The following is a 19,306-nucleotide window of genomic DNA, read 5'->3' as shown; positions in this document are numbered from 1 at the left end:
TATCAAGAGCTTTGTAAAATTCTTTATCGTCCAGCACACATAGGACAACCGTCATTCCCGCGCAGGCGGGAATGACGGCCTTTAGAATGATTGCTTGTTAATGGGTTGATGTGAAGGTTTAAAACAGGTGTTTTGTATCAAAGAAAAGGCCGTCTGAATCATTTCAGACGGCCTTTTAAGCTACTGTATTTAAACGGATTTAAACATGAAGATTAACGGAAGCGGTAAGCGGCAGTGGCCATCACACCGTTGTTGTTGATTTTTGTATCGTCTTTCTTAAAGCGGGTTTGTTCCCACTCTGCGCCGACTTCGATATTCGGGGTCGCTGCATATTTCACGCCCACGCCGTAGCCTACGCCGTTCATGTTTTTCTTGGTGTCGTAAGGACCTTCGAATTTACCGTAGTGGTAGCCGACTTTACCGTAAGCCATCACGTCATCGGTCAAGCGGTAGCCTTGAACATAAGACACGCTGGCATCGACTTTTTGTTTCACGTCACCGGCTGCGCTGCTGCCCACGGTACGGTGCAATGGTTTCACGGCTACTTCAGCGCCGCCAATCCAGTTGCTGTTGCCAAATTGCACGTTGTGGTTACCGCGAATCGCCATATCGGCTTTGTATTCTTCATCCAAGCTGCTGTTTTTCACATCGCTTTTGGTCGCGCCTGCACCGATTTCAACGGCAGTACCGGTAAAGGTGCCGGTATTGTAGGTGTTGAATGGTGCGGCAGTAGCTGCAGCAGCAGCGGTCAAAATCAAAGTGGTCAATAAGGTTTTTTTCATGATAGTTGCTCCTTCAAGCAAAGAAAAAGGGGAAAGCGGCGGCGGTTGCCTGTTGCTTTCGATGGGGTCAGTATCGTGATGTTTCAGACGGGCTGCAAGTGGCTTTGCTTTCGGATTACGCTTTTTGGCAGTGGTTTAACGTTTGTAATTGCGGCAGATTTTTAAATTATATTGAAAACGTTATTGTTTTTCAGGATGCAACCATTTGACTTAGTCCGCTGAAAAACAAGCCGGTTTCTTAATCAATTGGGTTTGCTGGAAAATATATCATCACGGCAGAAAGCGCAAAGTTAGATAAATCATTCTAGAAAATACATTTACATTCGCGTATGTATCTTTATCGTACACTTGGCTTTGTGTGTTTCAGCAAAACATAAAAAAATGCCGTCTGAAATCGATTTCAGACGGCATTTTTTTATAGGGTAAATGGGCTATCGGCGTTGATAATGCACAAACGCATAATCTATGCCTTTGGCGCTGGTGTGTGATTCGCGGGCGGTTTCCTGCCATTCATCGGCGGAAAATTCAGGGAAAAACGCATCACCGCCTTCGACCTGCAAAGCCACTTCGGTCAAGCGCAAATCCGTGGCCAGCGGCAGGGCTTGGGCATAAATCTGTGCGCCGCCCATGATGATGATTTCAGGTGCATCGGCACATAAGGCTAATGCGTCGCCCAAACTGCTGACCACTTCCGCCCCGCAGGCCGCATAATCAGCTTGGTGGCTGATGACGATATTGTGGCGATCGGGCAAAGGTTTTTTCGGCAAGGATTCCCATGTTTTGCGCCCCATCACTACCGGTTTGCCGCTGGTGTAGTGTTTGAAAAAGGCAAAATCTTCCGGCAAATGCCATGGCATGGTGTTGTTGATGCCGATGCAGCGCGCATCGGCGTAGGCAGCAATCAAGGTAATTTTCTGCATAAACGTACTCTTTGGGTTGAATAGAAGGAAGCATGACGATATTTAAGTGTTGGTATCGGTCACATGCGTTTAATTTCAATAATGTATCTCTATTATGCGCAGACAAGCTCAACGTGTCAGCTTCACAAACACATCTTCCAAATCCGTTTCCGGCAGCGCCATGTGCAACACTTCAATGCCCGCACTTTTCAATGTGGCCAACACTTCACCGAGGCGGTTGTAATCGTCTAATTTCAGCAAAAGATTGCCGTCTTGTTCACCCGTCAACCATGGCGATAAAGCAGTGGGCAGCGGTGCGGACAATTGCAGTGCCACACGCACGCCTTGTTCGGCATGCAATAAATGCTCGGTCGAATCCAAAGCCACCAAGCGCCCCTGCTTCATCATGGCGATGCGGTTGCACAGGTTTTGCGCCTCTTCCAGATAATGCGTGGTCAGAATGATGGTGTGGCCTTGGCGGTTGAGGCTCTCGATGAATGTCCACAGGCTTTGGCGCAGCTCAACATCGACACCGGCAGTTGGCTCGTCCAGCACGATTACCGGCGGACGATGCACTAAGGCTTGCGCCACCATCACGCGCCGCTTCATGCCGCCGGAAAGGTTGCGGGTGATGGTGTTGGCTTTATCGCTCAAACCAAGGCTGTCGATGATTTCGTCTATCCACGCATCATTGTTGCGGATGCCGAAATAGCCCGATTGAAAACGCAGCGCTTCACGCACGGTGAAAAATGCATCAAACACCAATTCTTGCGGCACCACGCCCAAGCTCATGCGCGCGCCTTGCGGCCCTTTGACCACATCGTAGCCCATCACGCTGATGCTGCCCGAAGTCAGGCGGTTGAGTCCGGCCATGGCAGAAATCAGCGTGGTTTTGCCCGCACCGTTCGGCCCCAACAGCGCAAAAAACTCGCCTTGTTCGACCGTAAAAGAAACGTCGTTCAGGGCGGTGAAACCGTTGGCATAGGTTTTGACAGCATGGCGGATATCGATGGCGTGCATGAGTATGTGGTTTTCTGATGATGGTTGTTAAAGGCGTATTTTAGCAGAAACGCTATGCGTGGTCGGCATGAAGGTGGTTTGGATACATAAAGGCCGTCTGAAAGGTTGAACTTTTCAGACGGCCTTTGCTTTTAAGACGCAGCGATGGCCGAAGATGGTTCCGCTTCAGCCGTATCAGTTTGATGATGCAAGGCCTGGTAACAGGGTTGCAGTTGGCGGGCAATCAGGCTCAGTTGTTGCCACAAGATATGGCTTTGGCGGTCGGCGGTGAGGTTGCGCAAGGCTTCTAAATCGTGCAGCAGCTGGGTTAAGGCCGTCTGAAAGTCGGCGGCGGTTTGCTGCGGCATGTGTTTCAACAGCGTGGCGATTTGGCGGGCGGTTTGGTAGAACGCAGCGGTAAAGGCTGGGTCGGTTTCCTGCGCCATTTCGTTGCGATAGGCACCGAGTGCGGAAATGTAGCCGGTCAGCGCGTAATTGGTTTTTAACAGATTGAAGCCGTCTGAAAGTTGGTCGTCGTATTTGTCCGGTTCGCTACTCATGTCGGACAAGGTGCTGCTCAAGGCGGTGATGCGTTCGTGGGCTTGGCGGCGTACGGTGCGGTAGCTGACATCGTCGCTGCCGCCGTGTTGCAGTTGCTCGAGAATTTTATCCAGATACGCACCGTTGCCGGAGACAGCCAGTGCGGCTGTGCGGTCGAGCGTGAGGTAGCGCCAGTCCGGCCACAGATACGACACCGCCGCCCACGCCATCACTGAGCCGATGATGGTGTCGATAATCCGCCACGGCATGGCGGCGTACACATCGAGTCCGGCCAAGGAAAAGCTGGTTAAGGCTTGGATGGTGATGAAAAAGGTCGAGAAGCTGTATTTATAGCTGCGGCTCATGAAAAACAGGGTGGTACAGGCGATGACAATCCACAGCTTGGTTTCCACCGATGGCGTGAAATACGGTACCAACGAGCCGACTACTACGCCCAAAATTGTGCCGGCGATGCGGTGGTATACGCGGTTTTTGGTGGCGGAATAGTTGGGTTGGCACACAAACAGCGCGGTCAGCAAAATCCAGTAGCCCAGATTGAGATTGAGGATTTCAACCACGCCGCAGGCCATCGCCACCACCAGCGACAGGCGCACGGCATGGCGGAACACGGTGGATTCCAAATTTAATTGGCTTTTCACGCTTTGCCAAACATGTTTTAAACCATTGTGGCTTTCCACGGCGGCGATGCGGGTCACGTCGGATTCGCCTTCGAGCGCGGCCAGATTATCATTGTTTTCTAATTGCTTGAATTGGTGGTCGACGCTGCTTAAATTGTTGAGCAGCTGGCGGATATTGTGTACTTCGTGGCTGTCGGGGTGGCCGTCTGAAAACCATTGCAAGGATTGGCGGCAGCCTTCCATTGCACGGCCTAAGCGTTTGCTGTAATGGTAGTCTTTGCCGCTGCGCAAGGCACCGCCCACATTGCGGCAGGCTTGCCCCTGCATTTCCAACAGGCGGTGGATACGGAAAATCAGATCGGTGTTTTTCAGCTTGTCGGCCAGCTCGCGGTAATCGACGTGCGCCGAGCTGATGCGCTCATGAATGTCTTGCGCGGTGAAGTAATAGCGCAGCATACGGGCGGTGCGCGGGTGGCGGTGTTGGCCGCGCATGCGGTAAAACAGCGCGGCGCGGCATTGGTTGAAGGCAGCAATCACGCCGGTGTTGCGCATGGCCAAATCGATTTGGCGGTTGCCCAACCACGCGGCTTCGTCGGGGTCGAAAAAGTCGGCCTTGGCATCGAAATAATCGCCCAAGCTTTCATAAGCATCGGCCACGCGCTCCTGCACCGGACGATGCGGGAACATCATCTGGAAAACCAGCGTGCAGGTGCTGTATAACACCGTGCCCAACAGAATCATCAGCGGATTGGTCAGCCAAAAAGTTTCCGGCGTGTAGGTCAGCGAGGTGTAAGTCGCCACCGCCAGCGAGCCGAACGCAAAGGTGCGGTAGCGTTGGCCGACCGCGCCCAACAGCGTGAAGAAAAACGTCATCGCGGTCATGGCGGCGATAAACGGCCAGCCCGTGCCGAGCGTGAGTTGCGCGGATAAAGAGGCGATGGTGAACAATATCACCGTAATCACGATATTTTTCAGACGGCCTGTTAAGCGGTTGTCCAAATCGACCAAGCCGCCGGCAATGATGCCCAATACAAACGGCATCGTCAGCGCGGGCATGTCGATATACCAAACGCTGGTGGCGGCAATGAGCACGCTGATAAACACGGGCAACGACGTCATAATCAACGGCTTGAGCGGCGGGGTTCTCATGAGGATGCGGGCATAAGGTGAAATAAACAGAATTTTAGCAGGAATCGGCAGACCGCACCGAAACGGCGGGCAAAAAAAATCCCGAGCATGGCCGGGAGGGTAAAACAAACAAGTAGGACTTGTGTTGTTCAACTGAAAGGTGTGTGTTTGAAAGCGTTATTGTAGACAAAATCGGTTTTAGAATAAATTCACTAGAAGAAACGCAGCGTTAACAAATAGGAAACAATTAAGGTTTCAGGCCGTCTGAAAGTGATTGAATCTTTCAGACGGCCTGTTGCTTACATCAAATTCAAATCGCTGATGCGGTCGAACAAGCGTTCCGGCTCGTTGCCTTCTTCGTGCAATTGAATGCGCAAACGCAAATCGTTGGCCGAATCGGCTTGGCGCAAGGCTTCGTCGTATTCGATGTGGCCTTGGGTGTAGAGATTGAACAAATGCTGATCGAAAGTCTGCATGCCGTCGCCGGAAGCGCGATCCATCAGGCCGCGGATTTCCATCAGTTCGCCTTTGAAAATCAAATCCTGCATGGCAGGGGTGTTCAGCAGCAAATCGATGGCGGCGGTGCGCTGGGTGCGGTTTTTCTTAATCGCCAAACGCTGGCCGATGATGCCGGTCAGGTTTAAGGCCAAGTCCATTAATACTTGTTTTTGACGTTCTTCCGGATAGAAGTTGATGATGCGCTCGATGGTTTGCGATGCGCTGTTGGCGTGAATGGTGAACACACACAAGTGGCCGGTTTGCGCCAACTGCATGGCGTATTCCATGCTCTCCGCGCTGCGTACCTCACCGATACACACCACGTCAGGCGCTTGGCGCATGGCGTTTGGGATGGCGGTTTTCCAATCTGGCGTGTCGATGCCGATTTCGCGCTGGGTGAAAATGCAGCGGCGTGGTTTGTAGATAAACTCAATCGGGTCTTCGATGGTCACAACGTGGCCGGGGATTTTGTTGTTGCGGTAGTTGAGCATCGAGGCCATGGTGGTCGATTTACCCGAGCCGGTCGGACCCGCCAAAATCAGCAAACCGCGCGGGGCGAGCGCCAAATCTTTGGTTTTTTCCGGCAAACCCAATACTTCCATTTCAGGGATTTCTTGGTTGATGCGGCGCAACACCAAGCCGACGCGGCCTTGCTCGTGATAGGCATTGACACGGTAACGTGTGTTGCTGCGCGATTGCACGGAATAGTTGAGCTCCCATTCGCGGTTGAAAGTTTCCAACTGCTCGGGGTTCATGGTGGATTCGACGATTTGCGCGGTTTCTTCGCCGGTTAAGGCTTTGTGCGGCACAGGGGTCAACACGCCGCTCACTTTCATTGATGGCGGGAAACCGGCGCTGATGAAAATATCCGATGCTTTGCGGTTTTCGGCTTCGACACACATGCGGTCGAGCAGGGGATGCAGATGCGTGCCGATCTCAGCCGGCGTTGGGATATGCGGGGCTTGGTTTTTTTGCGAATACGCCTGCACCATTTCGGAAAGCAGGTCGTGTAAAGGATTATTGTCGCTCATGGTTTGTCCATTGTCTTTTCAGACGGCCTTGAGATAAAAAGGCCGTCTGAAACCATAAATTAAAGAATCATTGTGTCGCTGTTTTGCGCTTTGCTGCGAGCGGCTTCGTGGCTGATGGTGCCTTGGCGCAGCAGGTTTTGCAGCGCTTGGTCGAGGGTTTGCATGCCGTGTGATTGGCCGGTTTGCAGCGCCGATTGGATTTGCGCGATTTTGTTTTCACGAATCAGGTTGCGCACGGCAGGGGTGGAAATCAGGATTTCATGCGCTGCCACACGGCCGTTGCCGTCGCGGGTTTTCAAAAGGGTTTGCGAAATCACGGCACGCAGCGATTCGGAAAGCATAGAGCGCACCATTTCTTTTTCGCCTGCAGGGAATACGTCGACAATACGGTCGATGGTTTTGGCCGCGCCGGTGGTGTGCAATGTGCCAAATACTAAGTGACCGGTTTCGGCGGCGGTCAAGGCCAAGCTGATGGTTTCAGGGTCGCGCATCTCACCAATCAGAATCACATCCGGGTCTTCACGCAGGGCAGAGCGCAGCGCGTTGTGGAAGCTGTGGGTGTGTTGGTGTAATTCGCGCTGGTTAATCAGGGCTTTTTTGCTTTGATGCACAAACTCAATTGGGTCTTCGATGGTCAGAATGTGCGCCGGTTGGGTTTCGTTGATGTAGTTGATCATCGCCGCCAAAGTGGTCGATTTACCTGAACCGGTCGGGCCGGCCACCAACACCAAGCCGCGCGGGTTATCGGCGATTTTTTGGAAAATACGCGGCGCGCGCAATTCTTCTAAGGTCAATACGCTGCTGGGAATGGTACGGAACACCGCCGCAGGGCCGCGCTCGGTGGTGAATGCGTTCACACGGAAACGCGCGACATTAGGTAATTCAAACGAAAAATCGACTTCTAAATCCTGCTGATACAGTTTGCGCTGGTGGTCGTTCATGACCGAAGTGACCATGGTGCCGACTTCTTCGGCATCCATTTCCGGTAAGTTGATGCGTCGGATGTCGCCGTGAAGGCGGATCATTGGAGCCATTGCCGAACTTAAGTGAAGGTCAGATGCTTTATTCTTTACGCTGAATGCCAGTAAGTCTGTAATCTGCATAATACGGCCTTATTGGTTTAAAATAGTCAATTGTGCGGTGTCCAATACATCATATCGTTCAAAGAAATATCGTTCAACCAAAGTATATTTTGCAAAAAGGCGATAAAAAGCCGGATAAAGGAAAGCAACATGTCAGGATTGCAACAACATTATCAAGCCGTTTTAACCGACATTGCCGAAGCTGCCGAAGCAGTAGGCCGTCTGAAAGAATCGGTGCAGTTGGTGGCCGTGAGTAAAACCTTTCCGGCTGAAGACATCCGCGAAGTATATGCCGCCGGGCAGCGCAATTTTGGCGAAAACTACATTCAGGAATGGTATGACAAAACGCAAACGCTCGCCGATTTGTCAGACATCGTGTGGCACATCATTGGCGATGTGCAATCCAACAAAACCAAATACGTTGCCGAGCGTGCGCATTGGCTGCACACGGTAGGCCGTCTGAAAATCGCGCAGCGCATCAGCAATCAAAGGCCGTCTGAAATGCCGCCGCTGCAAGTGTGTATTGAAGTGAACATCGCCGCCGAAGAAGCCAAACACGGTGTGCCGCCCGAAGAAGCGGTGGCCTTGGCGGTGGACGTGGCGAAGCTGCCGAATATTGAAGTGCGTGGTTTGATGTGTGTGGCCAAGGCCGACAGCAGCGATGACGAATTGCGCCAGCAGTTTGCGACCATGCAGCAATTATTGGCGGATTTGAACGCAGCAGGTGTGAAGGCAGACGTATTGTCGATGGGCATGTCGGGCGATATGCGGATTGCGGTAGAATGCGGGGCAACCCATGTACGCATCGGCAGCGCGATTTTCGGCCAGCGTGATTACAGTAAATAAAAGCATGAGGCCGTCTGAAAACCAATCATTTATTTTCAGACGGCCACAACATGTATATAGAATAACGAAAGGCAAGCAACATGAATGTATTTTTCTTAGGCGGCGGCCATATGGCGGCGGCAATTGCCGGCGGTTTGGTGAAGCAGGGCGGGTATCAGGTGCATATCGCCAACCGCGGCGCAGAAAAGCGCGAACGTTTGGCTAAGGAATTGGGTGTTAGCGTATCGGAGAAACTGCCGCCATTGTCTGCAAACGATGTGCTGGTGTTGGCGGTTAAGCCGCAAGACATGCAGGCTGCGTGTGAATATGTGCAAACCAACGGCGCATTGGTGCTGTCGGTCGCAGCCGGTTTGAGCATCGAAACCTTAAGCCGTTATCTGCAAGGCAACCGCCGTATTGTTCGCACCATGCCCAATGTGCCCAGCCAAATCGGTTTAGGGATTACCGGTATGTACGCGGCTGAAGAAGCGAGTGACGCAGACAAGCAAACCGCCGATGCCATCATGCGCGCCGTTGGTCAAACCGCATGGCTCGCTGACGAAGCGCAAATGCACGCCATCACCGGCATCAGCGGCAGTGGCAGCGGCTATGTGTTTTATCTGCTGAATGCTTTACAACAAGCCGCACTGGCACAAGGGTTCGATGCCGAACAAGCCCGTAGCCTGACCTTGGCGACATTCAAAGGCGCAGTTGAATTGGCCGAACAAAGCGGCGCATCGTTTGAAGATTTGCGCCGAAGTGTGATGTCGAAAGGCGGCACCACCATGGAAGCCTACAAAGTGTTTGATAAGCGTGGTGTCACCGAATCAATAGTAGAAGGGGTAGAAGCCTGTGTAGCCCGTTCGCAAGAAATTTCACAACAATTCGAGGCCGTCTGAAAACATGAAAGCCGATTTATTGTTATTACTGGCCGATGGTTTGGTGATTGTGATGGTAGCGCGGTGCCTGTTGCATTGGGCGAAATTGGATGCCAATCATCCGCTGGCCGCCTTTTGCCGTCAAACCACCGATTGGCTGGTTAAGCCCTTACACAAAGTCGCACCTGCTGCCGGCCGTTGGGATACGGCCTGCCTGTTGGCCGGGTTGTTGGTGTATTACATTGTTTATATGGTGATGACGTGGGTAGCATTGCCTGGCAGCATGAGCAGTAAAATTGTGGCGGCAAATTTTATTTTTTCACTAATCAGCATGCTGAAAGCCGTGATTTATGTTTTACTCTTGGGTCTGATTATCCGTATGCTGCTCAGTTTCATTAATCCATATTCATTGTTGGTCGCATCATTGCAGCGTATTTTCGAACCAATGTCGCGCCCGTTTGCATTCTTACGCATCGGACGCTATGATTTTTCCGGCGGTGTAATAGCATTGATCTTGTGGTCTTTATTGATAGATTTCTTACCCAAATTGGTCAGTAGTGTAAATTTATGGTTGCTGCGTTAATAAAAGGCTCATCCAAACGAAAATAGAACAAAGTCCTACTGATTCAAAATATTTGTTTGAGTGCAAAAAAGTGCAAAGCAGATAACCGAACGTAACGAACCGAAAAAAACATGTTATGATACGGCATTTTTGAAAGCGCAACCTTTCAAAAATGAATAAAAAATAAGCGGTTGTGAGCAGAAACAGCAGTTTCCGATTTTTAGAGAAAGAAATTATTATGGCAAAGCTGACAGAACAAGACATTATAAACTGGGACGGCCCGGAAGACGATTACATGAATGCCGACCAATTGGCATTCTTCCGAGAGCTGCTCGTTAATATGCAAGATGAGTTGATTAAAAATGCAACAGTCACCACCAGCCATCTGCAAGAACACGAATCAGCTCCCGATCCTGCCGACCGTGCAACACAAGAAGAAGAGTATGCTTTAGAGTTACGCACACGTGACCGTGAGCGTAAATTGCTGGCAAAAGTACAAGCCACCATCCGCAATATAGATGAAGGAGATTATGGCTTCTGTACCGACACCGGTGAGCCGATCGGTTTGAAACGTTTGCTGGCACGTCCGACCGCAACATTATCTGTTGAAGCGCAAGAGCGTCGCGAGCGAATGAAAAAACAATTCGCCGATTAAGTCGTCTAACGTATATATGTATTTTAGAAAGGCCGTCTGAAGATTTCAGACGGCCTTTGCTTTGGGTAAATGGTTTATATTTGGATTGAATTTGATACAGTGTTTCAAGAAGGTTTAGAGGTTTACGTGATTTGGTTGAAATTAAATTTGATTGTAAAACAGCGATTTGTTGATTTTTGTAGAAATTATTTGTTTGTGGGAGTTGACGGTTTTGGGGGAGAGGGGTATAGTTCGGTTCTTCGCTGCTGACGCAGTAGCGAAACGAACTGATAATTATAGCACGGTTGATTTAATTTTTCGATGAAATTTGAAAAAAAGAGTTGACAAGCAGTTTGAGTGATGTATAATTCGGTTCTTGTTCTTTAACAAACAGATTACCGATAAGTGTGAGTGCGACAAGCCTCACACTGCGACAAAAACAGACAAGATGTAGAAATATCTATACTTTGTCAGTTTCTTTGAAGCAGACCAGAAGTTAAATAAGTTAGAGATTAAACATAAGAGTTTGATCCTGGCTCAGATTGAACGCTGGCGGCATGCTTTACACATGCAAGTCGGACGGCAGCACAGAGAAGCTTGCTTCTTGGGTGGCGAGTGGCGAACGGGTGAGTAATATATCGGAACGTACCGAGTAGTGGGGGATAACTAATCGAAAGATTAGCTAATACCGCATATTCTCTGAGGAGGAAAGCTGGGGACCTTCGGGCCTAGCGCTATTTGAGCGGCCGATATCTGATTAGCTAGTTGGTGGGGTAAAGGCCTACCAAGGCGACGATCAGTAGCGGGTCTGAGAGGATGATCCGCCACACTGGGACTGAGACACGGCCCAGACTCCTACGGGAGGCAGCAGTGGGGAATTTTGGACAATGGGCGCAAGCCTGATCCAGCCATGCCGCGTGTATGAAGAAGGCCTTCGGGTTGTAAAGTACTTTTGTCAGGGAAGAAAAGCATAGTGCTAATATCACTGTGTGATGACGGTACCTGAAGAATAAGCACCGGCTAACTACGTGCCAGCAGCCGCGGTAATACGTAGGGTGCGAGCGTTAATCGGAATTACTGGGCGTAAAGCGAGCGCAGACGGTTAGTTAAGCAAGATGTGAAATCCCCGGGCTCAACCTGGGAACTGCGTTTTGAACTGGCTAGCTAGAGTGTGTCAGAGGGGGGTAGAATTCCACGTGTAGCAGTGAAATGCGTAGAGATGTGGAGGAATACCGATGGCGAAGGCAGCCCCCTGGGATAACACTGACGTTCATGCTCGAAAGCGTGGGTAGCAAACAGGATTAGATACCCTGGTAGTCCACGCCCTAAACGATGTCAATTAGCTGTTGGGCAACTTGATTGCTTAGTAGCGTAGCTAACGCGTGAAATTGACCGCCTGGGGAGTACGGTCGCAAGATTAAAACTCAAAGGAATTGACGGGGACCCGCACAAGCGGTGGATGATGTGGATTAATTCGATGCAACGCGAAGAACCTTACCTGGTCTTGACATGTACGGAATCCTCCAGAGACGGAGGAGTGCCTTCGGGAGCCGTAACACAGGTGCTGCATGGCTGTCGTCAGCTCGTGTCGTGAGATGTTGGGTTAAGTCCCGCAACGAGCGCAACCCTTGTCATTAGTTGCCATCATTCAGTTGGGCACTCTAATGAGACTGCCGGTGACAAGCCGGAGGAAGGTGGGGATGACGTCAAGTCCTCATGGCCCTTATGACCAGGGCTTCACACGTCATACAATGGTCGGTACAGAGGGTAGCCAAGCCGCGAGGTGGAGCCAATCTCACAAAACCGATCGTAGTCCGGATTGCACTCTGCAACTCGAGTGCATGAAGTCGGAATCGCTAGTAATCGCAGGTCAGCATACTGCGGTGAATACGTTCCCGGGTCTTGTACACACCGCCCGTCACACCATGGGAGTGGGGGATACCAGAAGTAGATAGGGTAACCGTAAGGAGCCCGTTTACCACGGTATGCTTCATGACTGGGGTGAAGTCGTAACAAGGTAGCCGTAGGGGAACCTGCGGCTGGATCACCTCCTTTCTAGAGAAAAGAAGAGGCTTCTCGCATTCACACTTATCGGTAAACTGTAGAAGATGCAAAAGATATTGAGAGATCAAAAAAAAGAACGGTTAAAAACTGAACTTAAACGATTTCAAAATAACGACCTTGGGTTTGTAGCTCAGCTGGTTAGAGCACACGCTTGATAAGCGTGGGGTCGGAGGTTCAAGTCCTCCCAGACCCACCATAACTCATACTGGGGGCATAGCTCAGTTGGTAGAGCACCTGCTTTGCAAGCAGGGGGTCATCGGTTCGATCCCGTTTGCCTCCACCACGCACTTCCCAAATCAAAGTCAGTTGGCAGGAAGAACAAAAAAGCGCATAGCGCTGATTTTTTTGTTTGACCAATAAAAGCTTGACAGAAAAAAGAAGGCTGATATAATGGCCAGCTCATTTTGATTTGCGAAGTCAATAGCAATATTGAAAAGCATCGATCTTTAACAAATTGGAAAGCCGAAATCAACAAACAAAGACAATGTTGATTTACTTTGACAATCAGCTATTTGCAAATGGCTGATTGTTGTAAAGAAGTAAATCACAGAATTTGGGTGATGATTGTATCGACTTAACCCTGAAACACAAAAGGCAGGGTTAAGACACAACAAAGCAGTAAGCTTTATCAAAGTAAAAACATCTAGTTCCACTACTTGTCAACGGTAGTGCGGATTAAGTCAAAGAGGTTCTTGAAATGATAGAGTCAAGTGAATAAGTGCATCAGGTGGATGCCTTGGCGATGATAGGCGACGAAGGACGTGTAAGCCTGCGAAAAGCGTGGGGGAGCTGGCAATAAAGCTTTGATCCCGCGATATCCGAATGGGGAAACCCACTGCATTTTGTGCAGTATCCTAAGCTGAATACATAGGCTTAGAGAAGCGAACCCGGAGAACTGAACCATCTAAGTACCCGGAGGAAAAGAAATCAACCGAGATTCCGCAAGTAGTGGCGAGCGAACGCGGAGGAGCCTGTACGTGATAATTGTTGAGATAGAAGAACAAGCTGGGAAGCTTGACCATAGTGGGTGATAGTCCCGTATTCGAAATCTGATCAATGGTACTAAGCGTACGACAAGTAGGGCGGGACACGTGAAATCCTGTCTGAATATGGGGGGACCATCCTCCAAGGCTAAATACTCATCATCGACCGATAGTGAACCAGTACCGTGAGGGAAAGGCGAAAAGAACCCCGGGAGGGGAGTGAAATAGAACCTGAAACCTGATGCATACAAACAGTGGGAGCGGACATGTTCCGTGACTGCGTACCTTTTGTATAATGGGTCAACGACTTACGTTCAGTAGCGAGCTTAACCGAATAGGGGAGGCGTAGGGAAACCGAGTCTTAATAGGGCGACTAGTTGCTGGGCGTAGACCCGAAACCGAGTGATCTATCCATGGCCAGGATGAAGGTGCGGTAACACGCACTGGAGGTCCGAACCCACGCATGTTGCAAAATGCGGGGATGAGCTGTGGATAGGGGTGAAAGGCTAAACAAACTCGGAGATAGCTGGTTCTCCCCGAAAACTATTTAGGTAGTGCCTCGAGAATGAGACTGATGGGGGTAAAGCACTGTTATGGCTAGGGGGTTATTGCAACTTACCAACCCATGGCAAACTAAGAATACCATCAAGTTGCTCCTCGGGAGACAGACAGCGGGTGCTAACGTCCGTTGTCAAGAGGGAAACAACCCAGACCGCCAGCTAAGGTCCCAAATGATAGATTAAGTGGTAAACGAAGTGGGAAGGCCCAGACAGCCAGGATGTTGGCTTAGAAGCAGCCATCATTTAAAGAAAGCGTAATAGCTCACTGGTCGAGTCGTCCTGCGCGGAAGATGTAACGGGGCTCAAATCTATAACCGAAGCTGCGGATACGTGTTTACACGTATGGTAGGGGAGCGTTCTGTAGGCCGAAGAAGGTGCATTGAGAAGTGTGCTGGAGGTATCAGAAGTGCGAATGTTGACATGAGTAGCGATAAAGCGGGTGAAAAGCCCGCTCGCCGAAAGCCCAAGGTTTCCTACGCAACGTTCATCGGCGTAGGGTGAGTCGGCCCCTAAGGCGAGGCAGAAATGCGTAGTCGATGGGAAACAGGTTAATATTCCTGTACTTTGATTCAATGCGATGTGGGGACGGAGAAGGTTAGGTTAGCAAACTGTTGGAATAGTTTGTTTAAGCCGGTAGGTGGAAGACTTAGGCAAATCCGGGTCTTCTTAACACCGAGAAGTGATGACGAGGCACCAAGGTGCTGAAGTAACCGATACCACGCTTCCAGGAAAAGCCACTAAGCTTCAGTTGAATCAGAACCGTACCGCAAACCGACACAGGTGGGCAGGATGAGAATTCTAAGGCGCTTGAGAGAACTCAGGAGAAGGAACTCGGCAAATTGATACCGTAACTTCGGGAGAAGGTATGCCCTTCGATGTGAAAGACTAGCTCTGTAAGCATTGGAGGGTCGCAGAGAATAGGTGGCTGCGACTGTTTATTAAAAACACAGCACTCTGCTAACACGAAAGTGGACGTATAGGGTGTGACGCCTGCCCGGTGCTGGAAGGTTAATTGAAGATGTGCAAGCATCGGATCGAAGCCCCAGTAAACGGCGGCCGTAACTATAACGGTCCTAAGGTAGCGAAATTCCTTGTCGGGTAAGTTCCGACCCGCACGAATGGCGTAACGATGGCCACACTGTCTCCTCCTGAGACTCAGCGAAGTTGAAGTGGTTGTGAAGATGCAATCTACCCGCTGCTAGACGGAAAGACCCCGTGAACCTTTACTGTAGCTTTGCATTGGACTTTGAAGTCACTTGTGTAGGATAGGTGGGAGGCTTAGAAGCAGAGACGCCAGTTTCTGTGGAGCCGTCCTTGAAATACCACCCTGGTGACTTTGAGGTTCTAACCCAGACCCGTAATCCGGGTCGGGGACCGTGCATGGTAGGCAGTTTGACTGGGGCGGTCTCCTCCCAAAGAGTAACGGAGGAGTTCGAAGGTTACCTAGGTCCGGTCGGAAATCGGACTGATAGTGCAATGGCAAAAGGTAGCTTAACTGCGAGACCGACAAGTCGAGCAGGTGCGAAAGCAGGACATAGTGATCCGGTGGTTCTGAATGGAAGGGCCATCGCTCAACGGATAAAAGGTACTCCGGGGATAACAGGCTGATTCCGCCCAAGAGTTCATATCGACGGCGGAGTTTGGCACCTCGATGTCGGCTCATCACATCCTGGGGCTGTAGTCGGTCCCAAGGGTATGGCTGTTCGCCATTTAAAGTGGTACGTGAGCTGGGTTTAAAACGTCGTGAGACAGTTTGGTCCCTATCTGCAGTGGGCGTTGGAAGTTTGACGGGGGCTGCTCCTAGTACGAGAGGACCGGAGTGGACGAACCTCTGGTGTACCGGTTGTCACGCCAGTGGCATAGCCGGGTAGCTAAGTTCGGAAGAGATAAGCGCTGAAAGCATCTAAGCGCGAAACTCGCCTGAAGATGAGACTTCCCTGAGGATTTAATCCTCCTAAAGAGTCGTTCGAGACCAGGACGTTGATAGGTCGGGTGTGGAAGCGCAGTAATGTGTGAAGCTAACCGATACTAATTGCTCGTGAGGCTTGACTCTATCATTTGAAGAACTTCAAAGATAAAAGCTTACTGATGATTCAGTCATCACCAACAGTTGATTAAAGAATAAATAAGTGCAGGAGACTGCATAACGGCTTACCGATTTGTACAGTTTAAGTTTGGCGGCCATAGCGAGTTGGTCCCACGCCTTCCCATCCCGAACAGGACCGTGAAACGACTCAGCGCCGATGATAGTGTGGTTCTTCCATGTGAAAGTAGGTCACTGCCAAACACCCATTCGAAGCCTCTGACCCTTGTCAGAGGCTTCTTTACGTTTAAAATAACCCCAAATATCTTACTTAGATAGATGATTTATCGTCTCATAATGCCTCATTTAATTTGTTATCCAAAACAAAAAGCCGCCTAAACCCACTGACAGGTTTCAGACGGCCTCACAACCTGCTAGATACAGCACGACCCTTATTTTTCCACAGCAGGCCGGGCAGCCTTCTTGGCCGGCGCAGTGACAGTAGCCTCATTCTTCAGCTTCGAGAAGATTCCCTCGCCAATGCCTTTGACGTTTTTCAACTCATCCACCGTTTTAAAGCTGCCGTGCTGTTTGCGGTACTCCGCAATCGCTTTGGCTTTGGCTGGGCCGATGCCCGGCAGGGCGGTCAGTTCGCTTTCGGAGGCCGTATTGATATTGACGGCTGCAGCCGATATCGAGGCGGCCAGAGTAGCCAGTGCGGTAAAGAGGATTTTTTTCAAAGTATTCACGCCGGTTGCTCCTTTTTTGAACGGTTAAAGTGTGCATTATATTTAGCCGCTGCCGGGATGGCAAATCGTGCGCTCAGGTTTTGGGATACATATTTATGCTTGTTTCCAATATTCTGAAGGAATGGAGGCCCCATTTTAAAGTTGGGCAGTTTATGATGGGGTTGAGCCGGTTGGCGCTGGTAAAGTTTTATGTAATTGATACCAGCCAAATAAACGGTATAGGCAAAGTAAAGCAATGGCGGGTAAGCACAATGCGCTGATTAGATAACGGATATTGTTAAGATTAAATACATTCTGGCCGGATAAAAACAATGTAATTGCCCATAACCATTCCCATACTGCAGGAAGGCTAAAGGCCAAGACAGCAATCAGGCCTAATGTCTTGAAAATGCCGATGGGTAAGATTTCTTTTTGTAATACAGCTCGGTTGAGTTGCAGTAAAACGATTAAGCCAAAGCCAATGATGAGAATCATCCCACCATTTGAGATAACCTGTAGACTGCTGAAGGCAATATCGGGTGTAACGGTATCAGTTGGTGTTTGATTGGATTGGCGAGTCATACTTTGAAGAATATTTAAGCCTAAGCCGTAAATCATGTCTGCCAAAACAATCCAAATAGGAAGAGAAGTAAATAGGCGGTTCATTATGGATGAAAAATTAATGTATAAATTACAAAAATATAATACATTATTACATATAAATTTGGCTATTTGCCCATGTAAAAAATATGTATTAGATGGCAAACTATAATAGTTTATGTATGATGTAATCAAAATCACATATTTCAAACGGTGACAGATTTTGCTTTATCGTGATCGGATCGAAAAAAGATAAGCAAAATTTGGTTTGAATCACAAATTCTGTAATTTTATACCAAAATAAAAGAGTTTCAGGTTACAATTTGTTTCTTAATAACAGTAGGCTTACCAGAAAGGATGTCAATGAATACCGTACAACGAGATTTAACCCGTATCAGCCACAATACCAAAATTGTGGCCACCTTGGGCCCCGGTAGCAATGATGTTCAATTGCTTGAAGACATGATTCGTGTGGGTGGCTTGAATGTCGTTCGTTTTAATTTCAGCCATGGCACCGCAGAATTTCATCAAGAAAATGCGCGTATTGTGCGTGAGGCAGCCAAACGTTCCGGACAAGAAATTGCGATTTTAGCCGACTTGCAAGGGCCTAAAATCCGTGTAGGTAAAATTGCCGGTGGCAGCATTCAGTTGAATCAGGGTGAAAAACTGGTTTTGGATGCTGCGCTGGAAGAAGAAGGTACGCGTGAAGCAGTGGGCTTGGATTACCGTGATTTACCGAATGATGTGAAGCCGGGGGATGTATTATGGTTGGATGATGGATTGTTAACTTTAACCGTTGACTCGGTTGAAGGAAGTAAAATTATTACAACTGTAGCCAATAGCCATGTTTTGAAAAGTAACAAAGGCATCAATAAGCCGGGTGGTGGTTTGTCAGCCGGTGCGTTAACTGAAAAAGATTTCCGTGATTTGAAGACCGCCATTGCCATCGGTTGCGATTATTTGGCCATCAGCTTTGTTAAGTCCGCTGAAGATTTGCATCTTGCCCGTGCCAAAGTAGAAGAAGAAATGCAGGGCAGCAATGCCGTGCGCCCGGGCTTGGTATCGAAAATCGAACGTGTAGAAGCGATTGAAAACTTGGATGAAATTATTCTCGCTTCAGATGGCATCATGGTGGCGCGTGGTGATTTGGCGGTAGAGGTTGGTCATGCGGCGGTGCCTGCGCTGCAAAAACGCATGATTCGACGTGCGCGTGAATTGCGCCGTTTCAGCATTACCGCAACCCAAATGATGGAAAGTATGATCACCAATCCAGTACCGACTCGCGCCGAAGTAAGCGATGTGGCCAATGCCGTATTGGATGGTACCGATGCCGTGATGTGTTCGGCAGAAACTGCAGTAGGTGCGTATCCGTTTGAAACAGTGACCCAAATGGCGATGATTTGTACTGCGGCAGAAAAAGAGCAGGATTCGTTGAACGGTGTATCGGAAGTGATTGAAGATAAAGAAGCGGTTAGCACCAACTTGGCGATTGCAGCCGGTGCGGTCAGCGTGGCACGCGCTGTGCATGCCAAAGCGATTGTGGCCTTGACTGAAAGTGGCTCAACTGCTTTTGAAATCAGCCGCCACAATATCCAATTGCCGATTTTCGCTTTAACTCCAAGCATTTCAGCACAGCGCCGCATGGCCATGTATCGTGGTGTGCGCCCGATGATTTTGGCAACCAGTACCGACCACAACACCGCCCTGAATGAAGTGGAAGCTACCCTAATCGAGCACAATATTTTGAAATCTGGTGATCAATACATTATCACCAGTGGTTCAAAAATGCGTGAATCCGGCTCGACCAATATGTTGGAAGTGTTGCAGGTGAAATAATTTTGTGTCAGAAAGC

At 49.6% G+C, this 19,306-nt stretch carries 13 protein-coding genes, 2 tRNA genes and 3 rRNA genes; 10 read left to right on the top strand and 8 right to left on the bottom strand.

Going from position 1 to position 19,306, the window contains the following annotated elements; all coding sequences use genetic code 11:
* Positions 1-212: 212 nt before the first annotated feature.
* The 6 genes from ACM67B_RS10965 to ACM67B_RS10940 form a co-directional block, all read right to left on the bottom strand.
* Positions 213-782 (bottom strand): outer membrane protein, encoded by a 570-nt coding sequence (locus ACM67B_RS10965; RefSeq protein WP_095502710.1) that lies wholly within the window; start codon positions 780-782, stop codon positions 213-215.
* 431 nt (positions 783-1,213) lie between these two features.
* Positions 1,214-1,702: a dihydrofolate reductase gene (locus ACM67B_RS10960; protein WP_416189628.1), complete on the bottom strand. Its 489-nt coding sequence runs from the start codon at positions 1,700-1,702 to the stop codon at positions 1,214-1,216.
* Between the two features lie 108 nt (positions 1,703-1,810).
* Positions 1,811-2,701 carry an ABC transporter ATP-binding protein gene (locus ACM67B_RS10955; RefSeq protein ID WP_416189627.1) on the bottom strand — a complete coding sequence of 297 codons (891 nt, stop codon included), beginning with the start codon at positions 2,699-2,701 and terminating at the stop codon, positions 1,811-1,813.
* A gap of 131 nt (positions 2,702-2,832) precedes the next feature.
* Positions 2,833-5,007: a YccS family putative transporter gene (yccS, locus tag ACM67B_RS10950; protein WP_416189626.1), complete on the bottom strand. Its 2,175-nt coding sequence runs from the start codon at positions 5,005-5,007 to the stop codon at positions 2,833-2,835.
* Positions 5,008-5,285: 278 nt separating this feature from the next.
* Complete coding sequence (locus ACM67B_RS10945; RefSeq protein ID WP_416189625.1) at positions 5,286-6,515, bottom strand: PilT/PilU family type 4a pilus ATPase; 1,230 nt, start codon at positions 6,513-6,515, stop codon at positions 5,286-5,288.
* A gap of 59 nt (positions 6,516-6,574) precedes the next feature.
* Positions 6,575-7,618: a type IV pilus twitching motility protein PilT gene (locus ACM67B_RS10940; RefSeq protein WP_416189624.1), complete on the bottom strand. Its 1,044-nt coding sequence runs from the start codon at positions 7,616-7,618 to the stop codon at positions 6,575-6,577.
* Between the two features lie 129 nt (positions 7,619-7,747).
* Between ACM67B_RS10940 and ACM67B_RS10935 the strand changes: the two genes are divergently transcribed.
* The 9 genes from ACM67B_RS10935 to rrf all read left to right on the top strand — a co-directional run bounded on the left by ACM67B_RS10935 (position 7,748) and on the right by rrf (position 16,390).
* Positions 7,748-8,443: a YggS family pyridoxal phosphate-dependent enzyme gene (locus ACM67B_RS10935; RefSeq protein WP_416189623.1), complete on the top strand. Its 696-nt coding sequence runs from the start codon at positions 7,748-7,750 to the stop codon at positions 8,441-8,443.
* An 80-nt stretch (positions 8,444-8,523) separates the two neighbouring features.
* Entirely contained in the window at positions 8,524-9,321 is a 798-nt protein-coding gene (gene proC / locus ACM67B_RS10930; protein ID WP_416189622.1) for a pyrroline-5-carboxylate reductase, read from the top strand.
* Positions 9,322-9,325: 4 nt separating this feature from the next.
* Entirely contained in the window at positions 9,326-9,883 is a 558-nt protein-coding gene (locus tag ACM67B_RS10925; protein WP_416189621.1) for a YggT family protein, read from the top strand.
* 217 nt (positions 9,884-10,100) lie between these two features.
* The gene (gene dksA / locus ACM67B_RS10920; protein ID WP_416189620.1) at positions 10,101-10,517 is read left to right on the top strand and encodes an RNA polymerase-binding protein DksA; all 417 of its coding nucleotides are present in this window, start codon (positions 10,101-10,103) and stop codon (positions 10,515-10,517) included.
* Positions 10,518-11,010: 493 nt separating this feature from the next.
* Positions 11,011-12,551, top strand: a 16S ribosomal RNA gene (locus ACM67B_RS10915).
* A 128-nt stretch (positions 12,552-12,679) separates the two neighbouring features.
* Positions 12,680-12,756 (top strand) — tRNA-Ile (locus tag ACM67B_RS10910).
* An 11-nt stretch (positions 12,757-12,767) separates the two neighbouring features.
* Positions 12,768-12,843, top strand: a tRNA-Ala gene (locus tag ACM67B_RS10905).
* A 421-nt stretch (positions 12,844-13,264) separates the two neighbouring features.
* Positions 13,265-16,156, top strand: a 23S ribosomal RNA gene (locus ACM67B_RS10900).
* A gap of 120 nt (positions 16,157-16,276) precedes the next feature.
* Positions 16,277-16,390, top strand: a 5S ribosomal RNA gene (gene rrf, locus ACM67B_RS10895).
* Together the 16S, 23S and 5S rRNA genes with 2 tRNA genes alongside form the textbook arrangement of a ribosomal RNA operon.
* Positions 16,391-16,578: 188 nt before the next feature.
* Here rrf and ACM67B_RS10890 read toward each other — a convergent pair.
* Both ACM67B_RS10890 and ACM67B_RS10885 read right to left on the bottom strand, forming a co-directional pair.
* Positions 16,579-16,866 (bottom strand): ComEA family DNA-binding protein, encoded by a 288-nt coding sequence (locus tag ACM67B_RS10890; RefSeq protein ID WP_416190565.1) that lies wholly within the window; start codon positions 16,864-16,866, stop codon positions 16,579-16,581.
* A 159-nt stretch (positions 16,867-17,025) separates the two neighbouring features.
* Positions 17,026-17,520 (bottom strand): hypothetical protein, encoded by a 495-nt coding sequence (locus ACM67B_RS10885; protein ID WP_416189619.1) that lies wholly within the window; start codon positions 17,518-17,520, stop codon positions 17,026-17,028.
* Between the two features lie 297 nt (positions 17,521-17,817).
* On the opposite strand from ACM67B_RS10885, the gene pyk reads away from it, so the two are divergent.
* Complete coding sequence (gene pyk, locus ACM67B_RS10880; protein ID WP_416189618.1) at positions 17,818-19,290, top strand: pyruvate kinase; 1,473 nt, start codon at positions 17,818-17,820, stop codon at positions 19,288-19,290.
* The last annotated feature ends 16 nt before the right edge of the window (positions 19,291-19,306 follow it).

It is taken from the genome of Neisseria sp. CCUG17229 (assembly GCF_047839235.1).
GTDB classification, from domain to species: Bacteria; Pseudomonadota; Gammaproteobacteria; order Burkholderiales; family Neisseriaceae; genus Neisseria; species Neisseria brasiliensis.
Note: the sequence above shows the minus strand (reverse complement) of the source record. Positions and strands in the feature narration are given on the sequence as shown.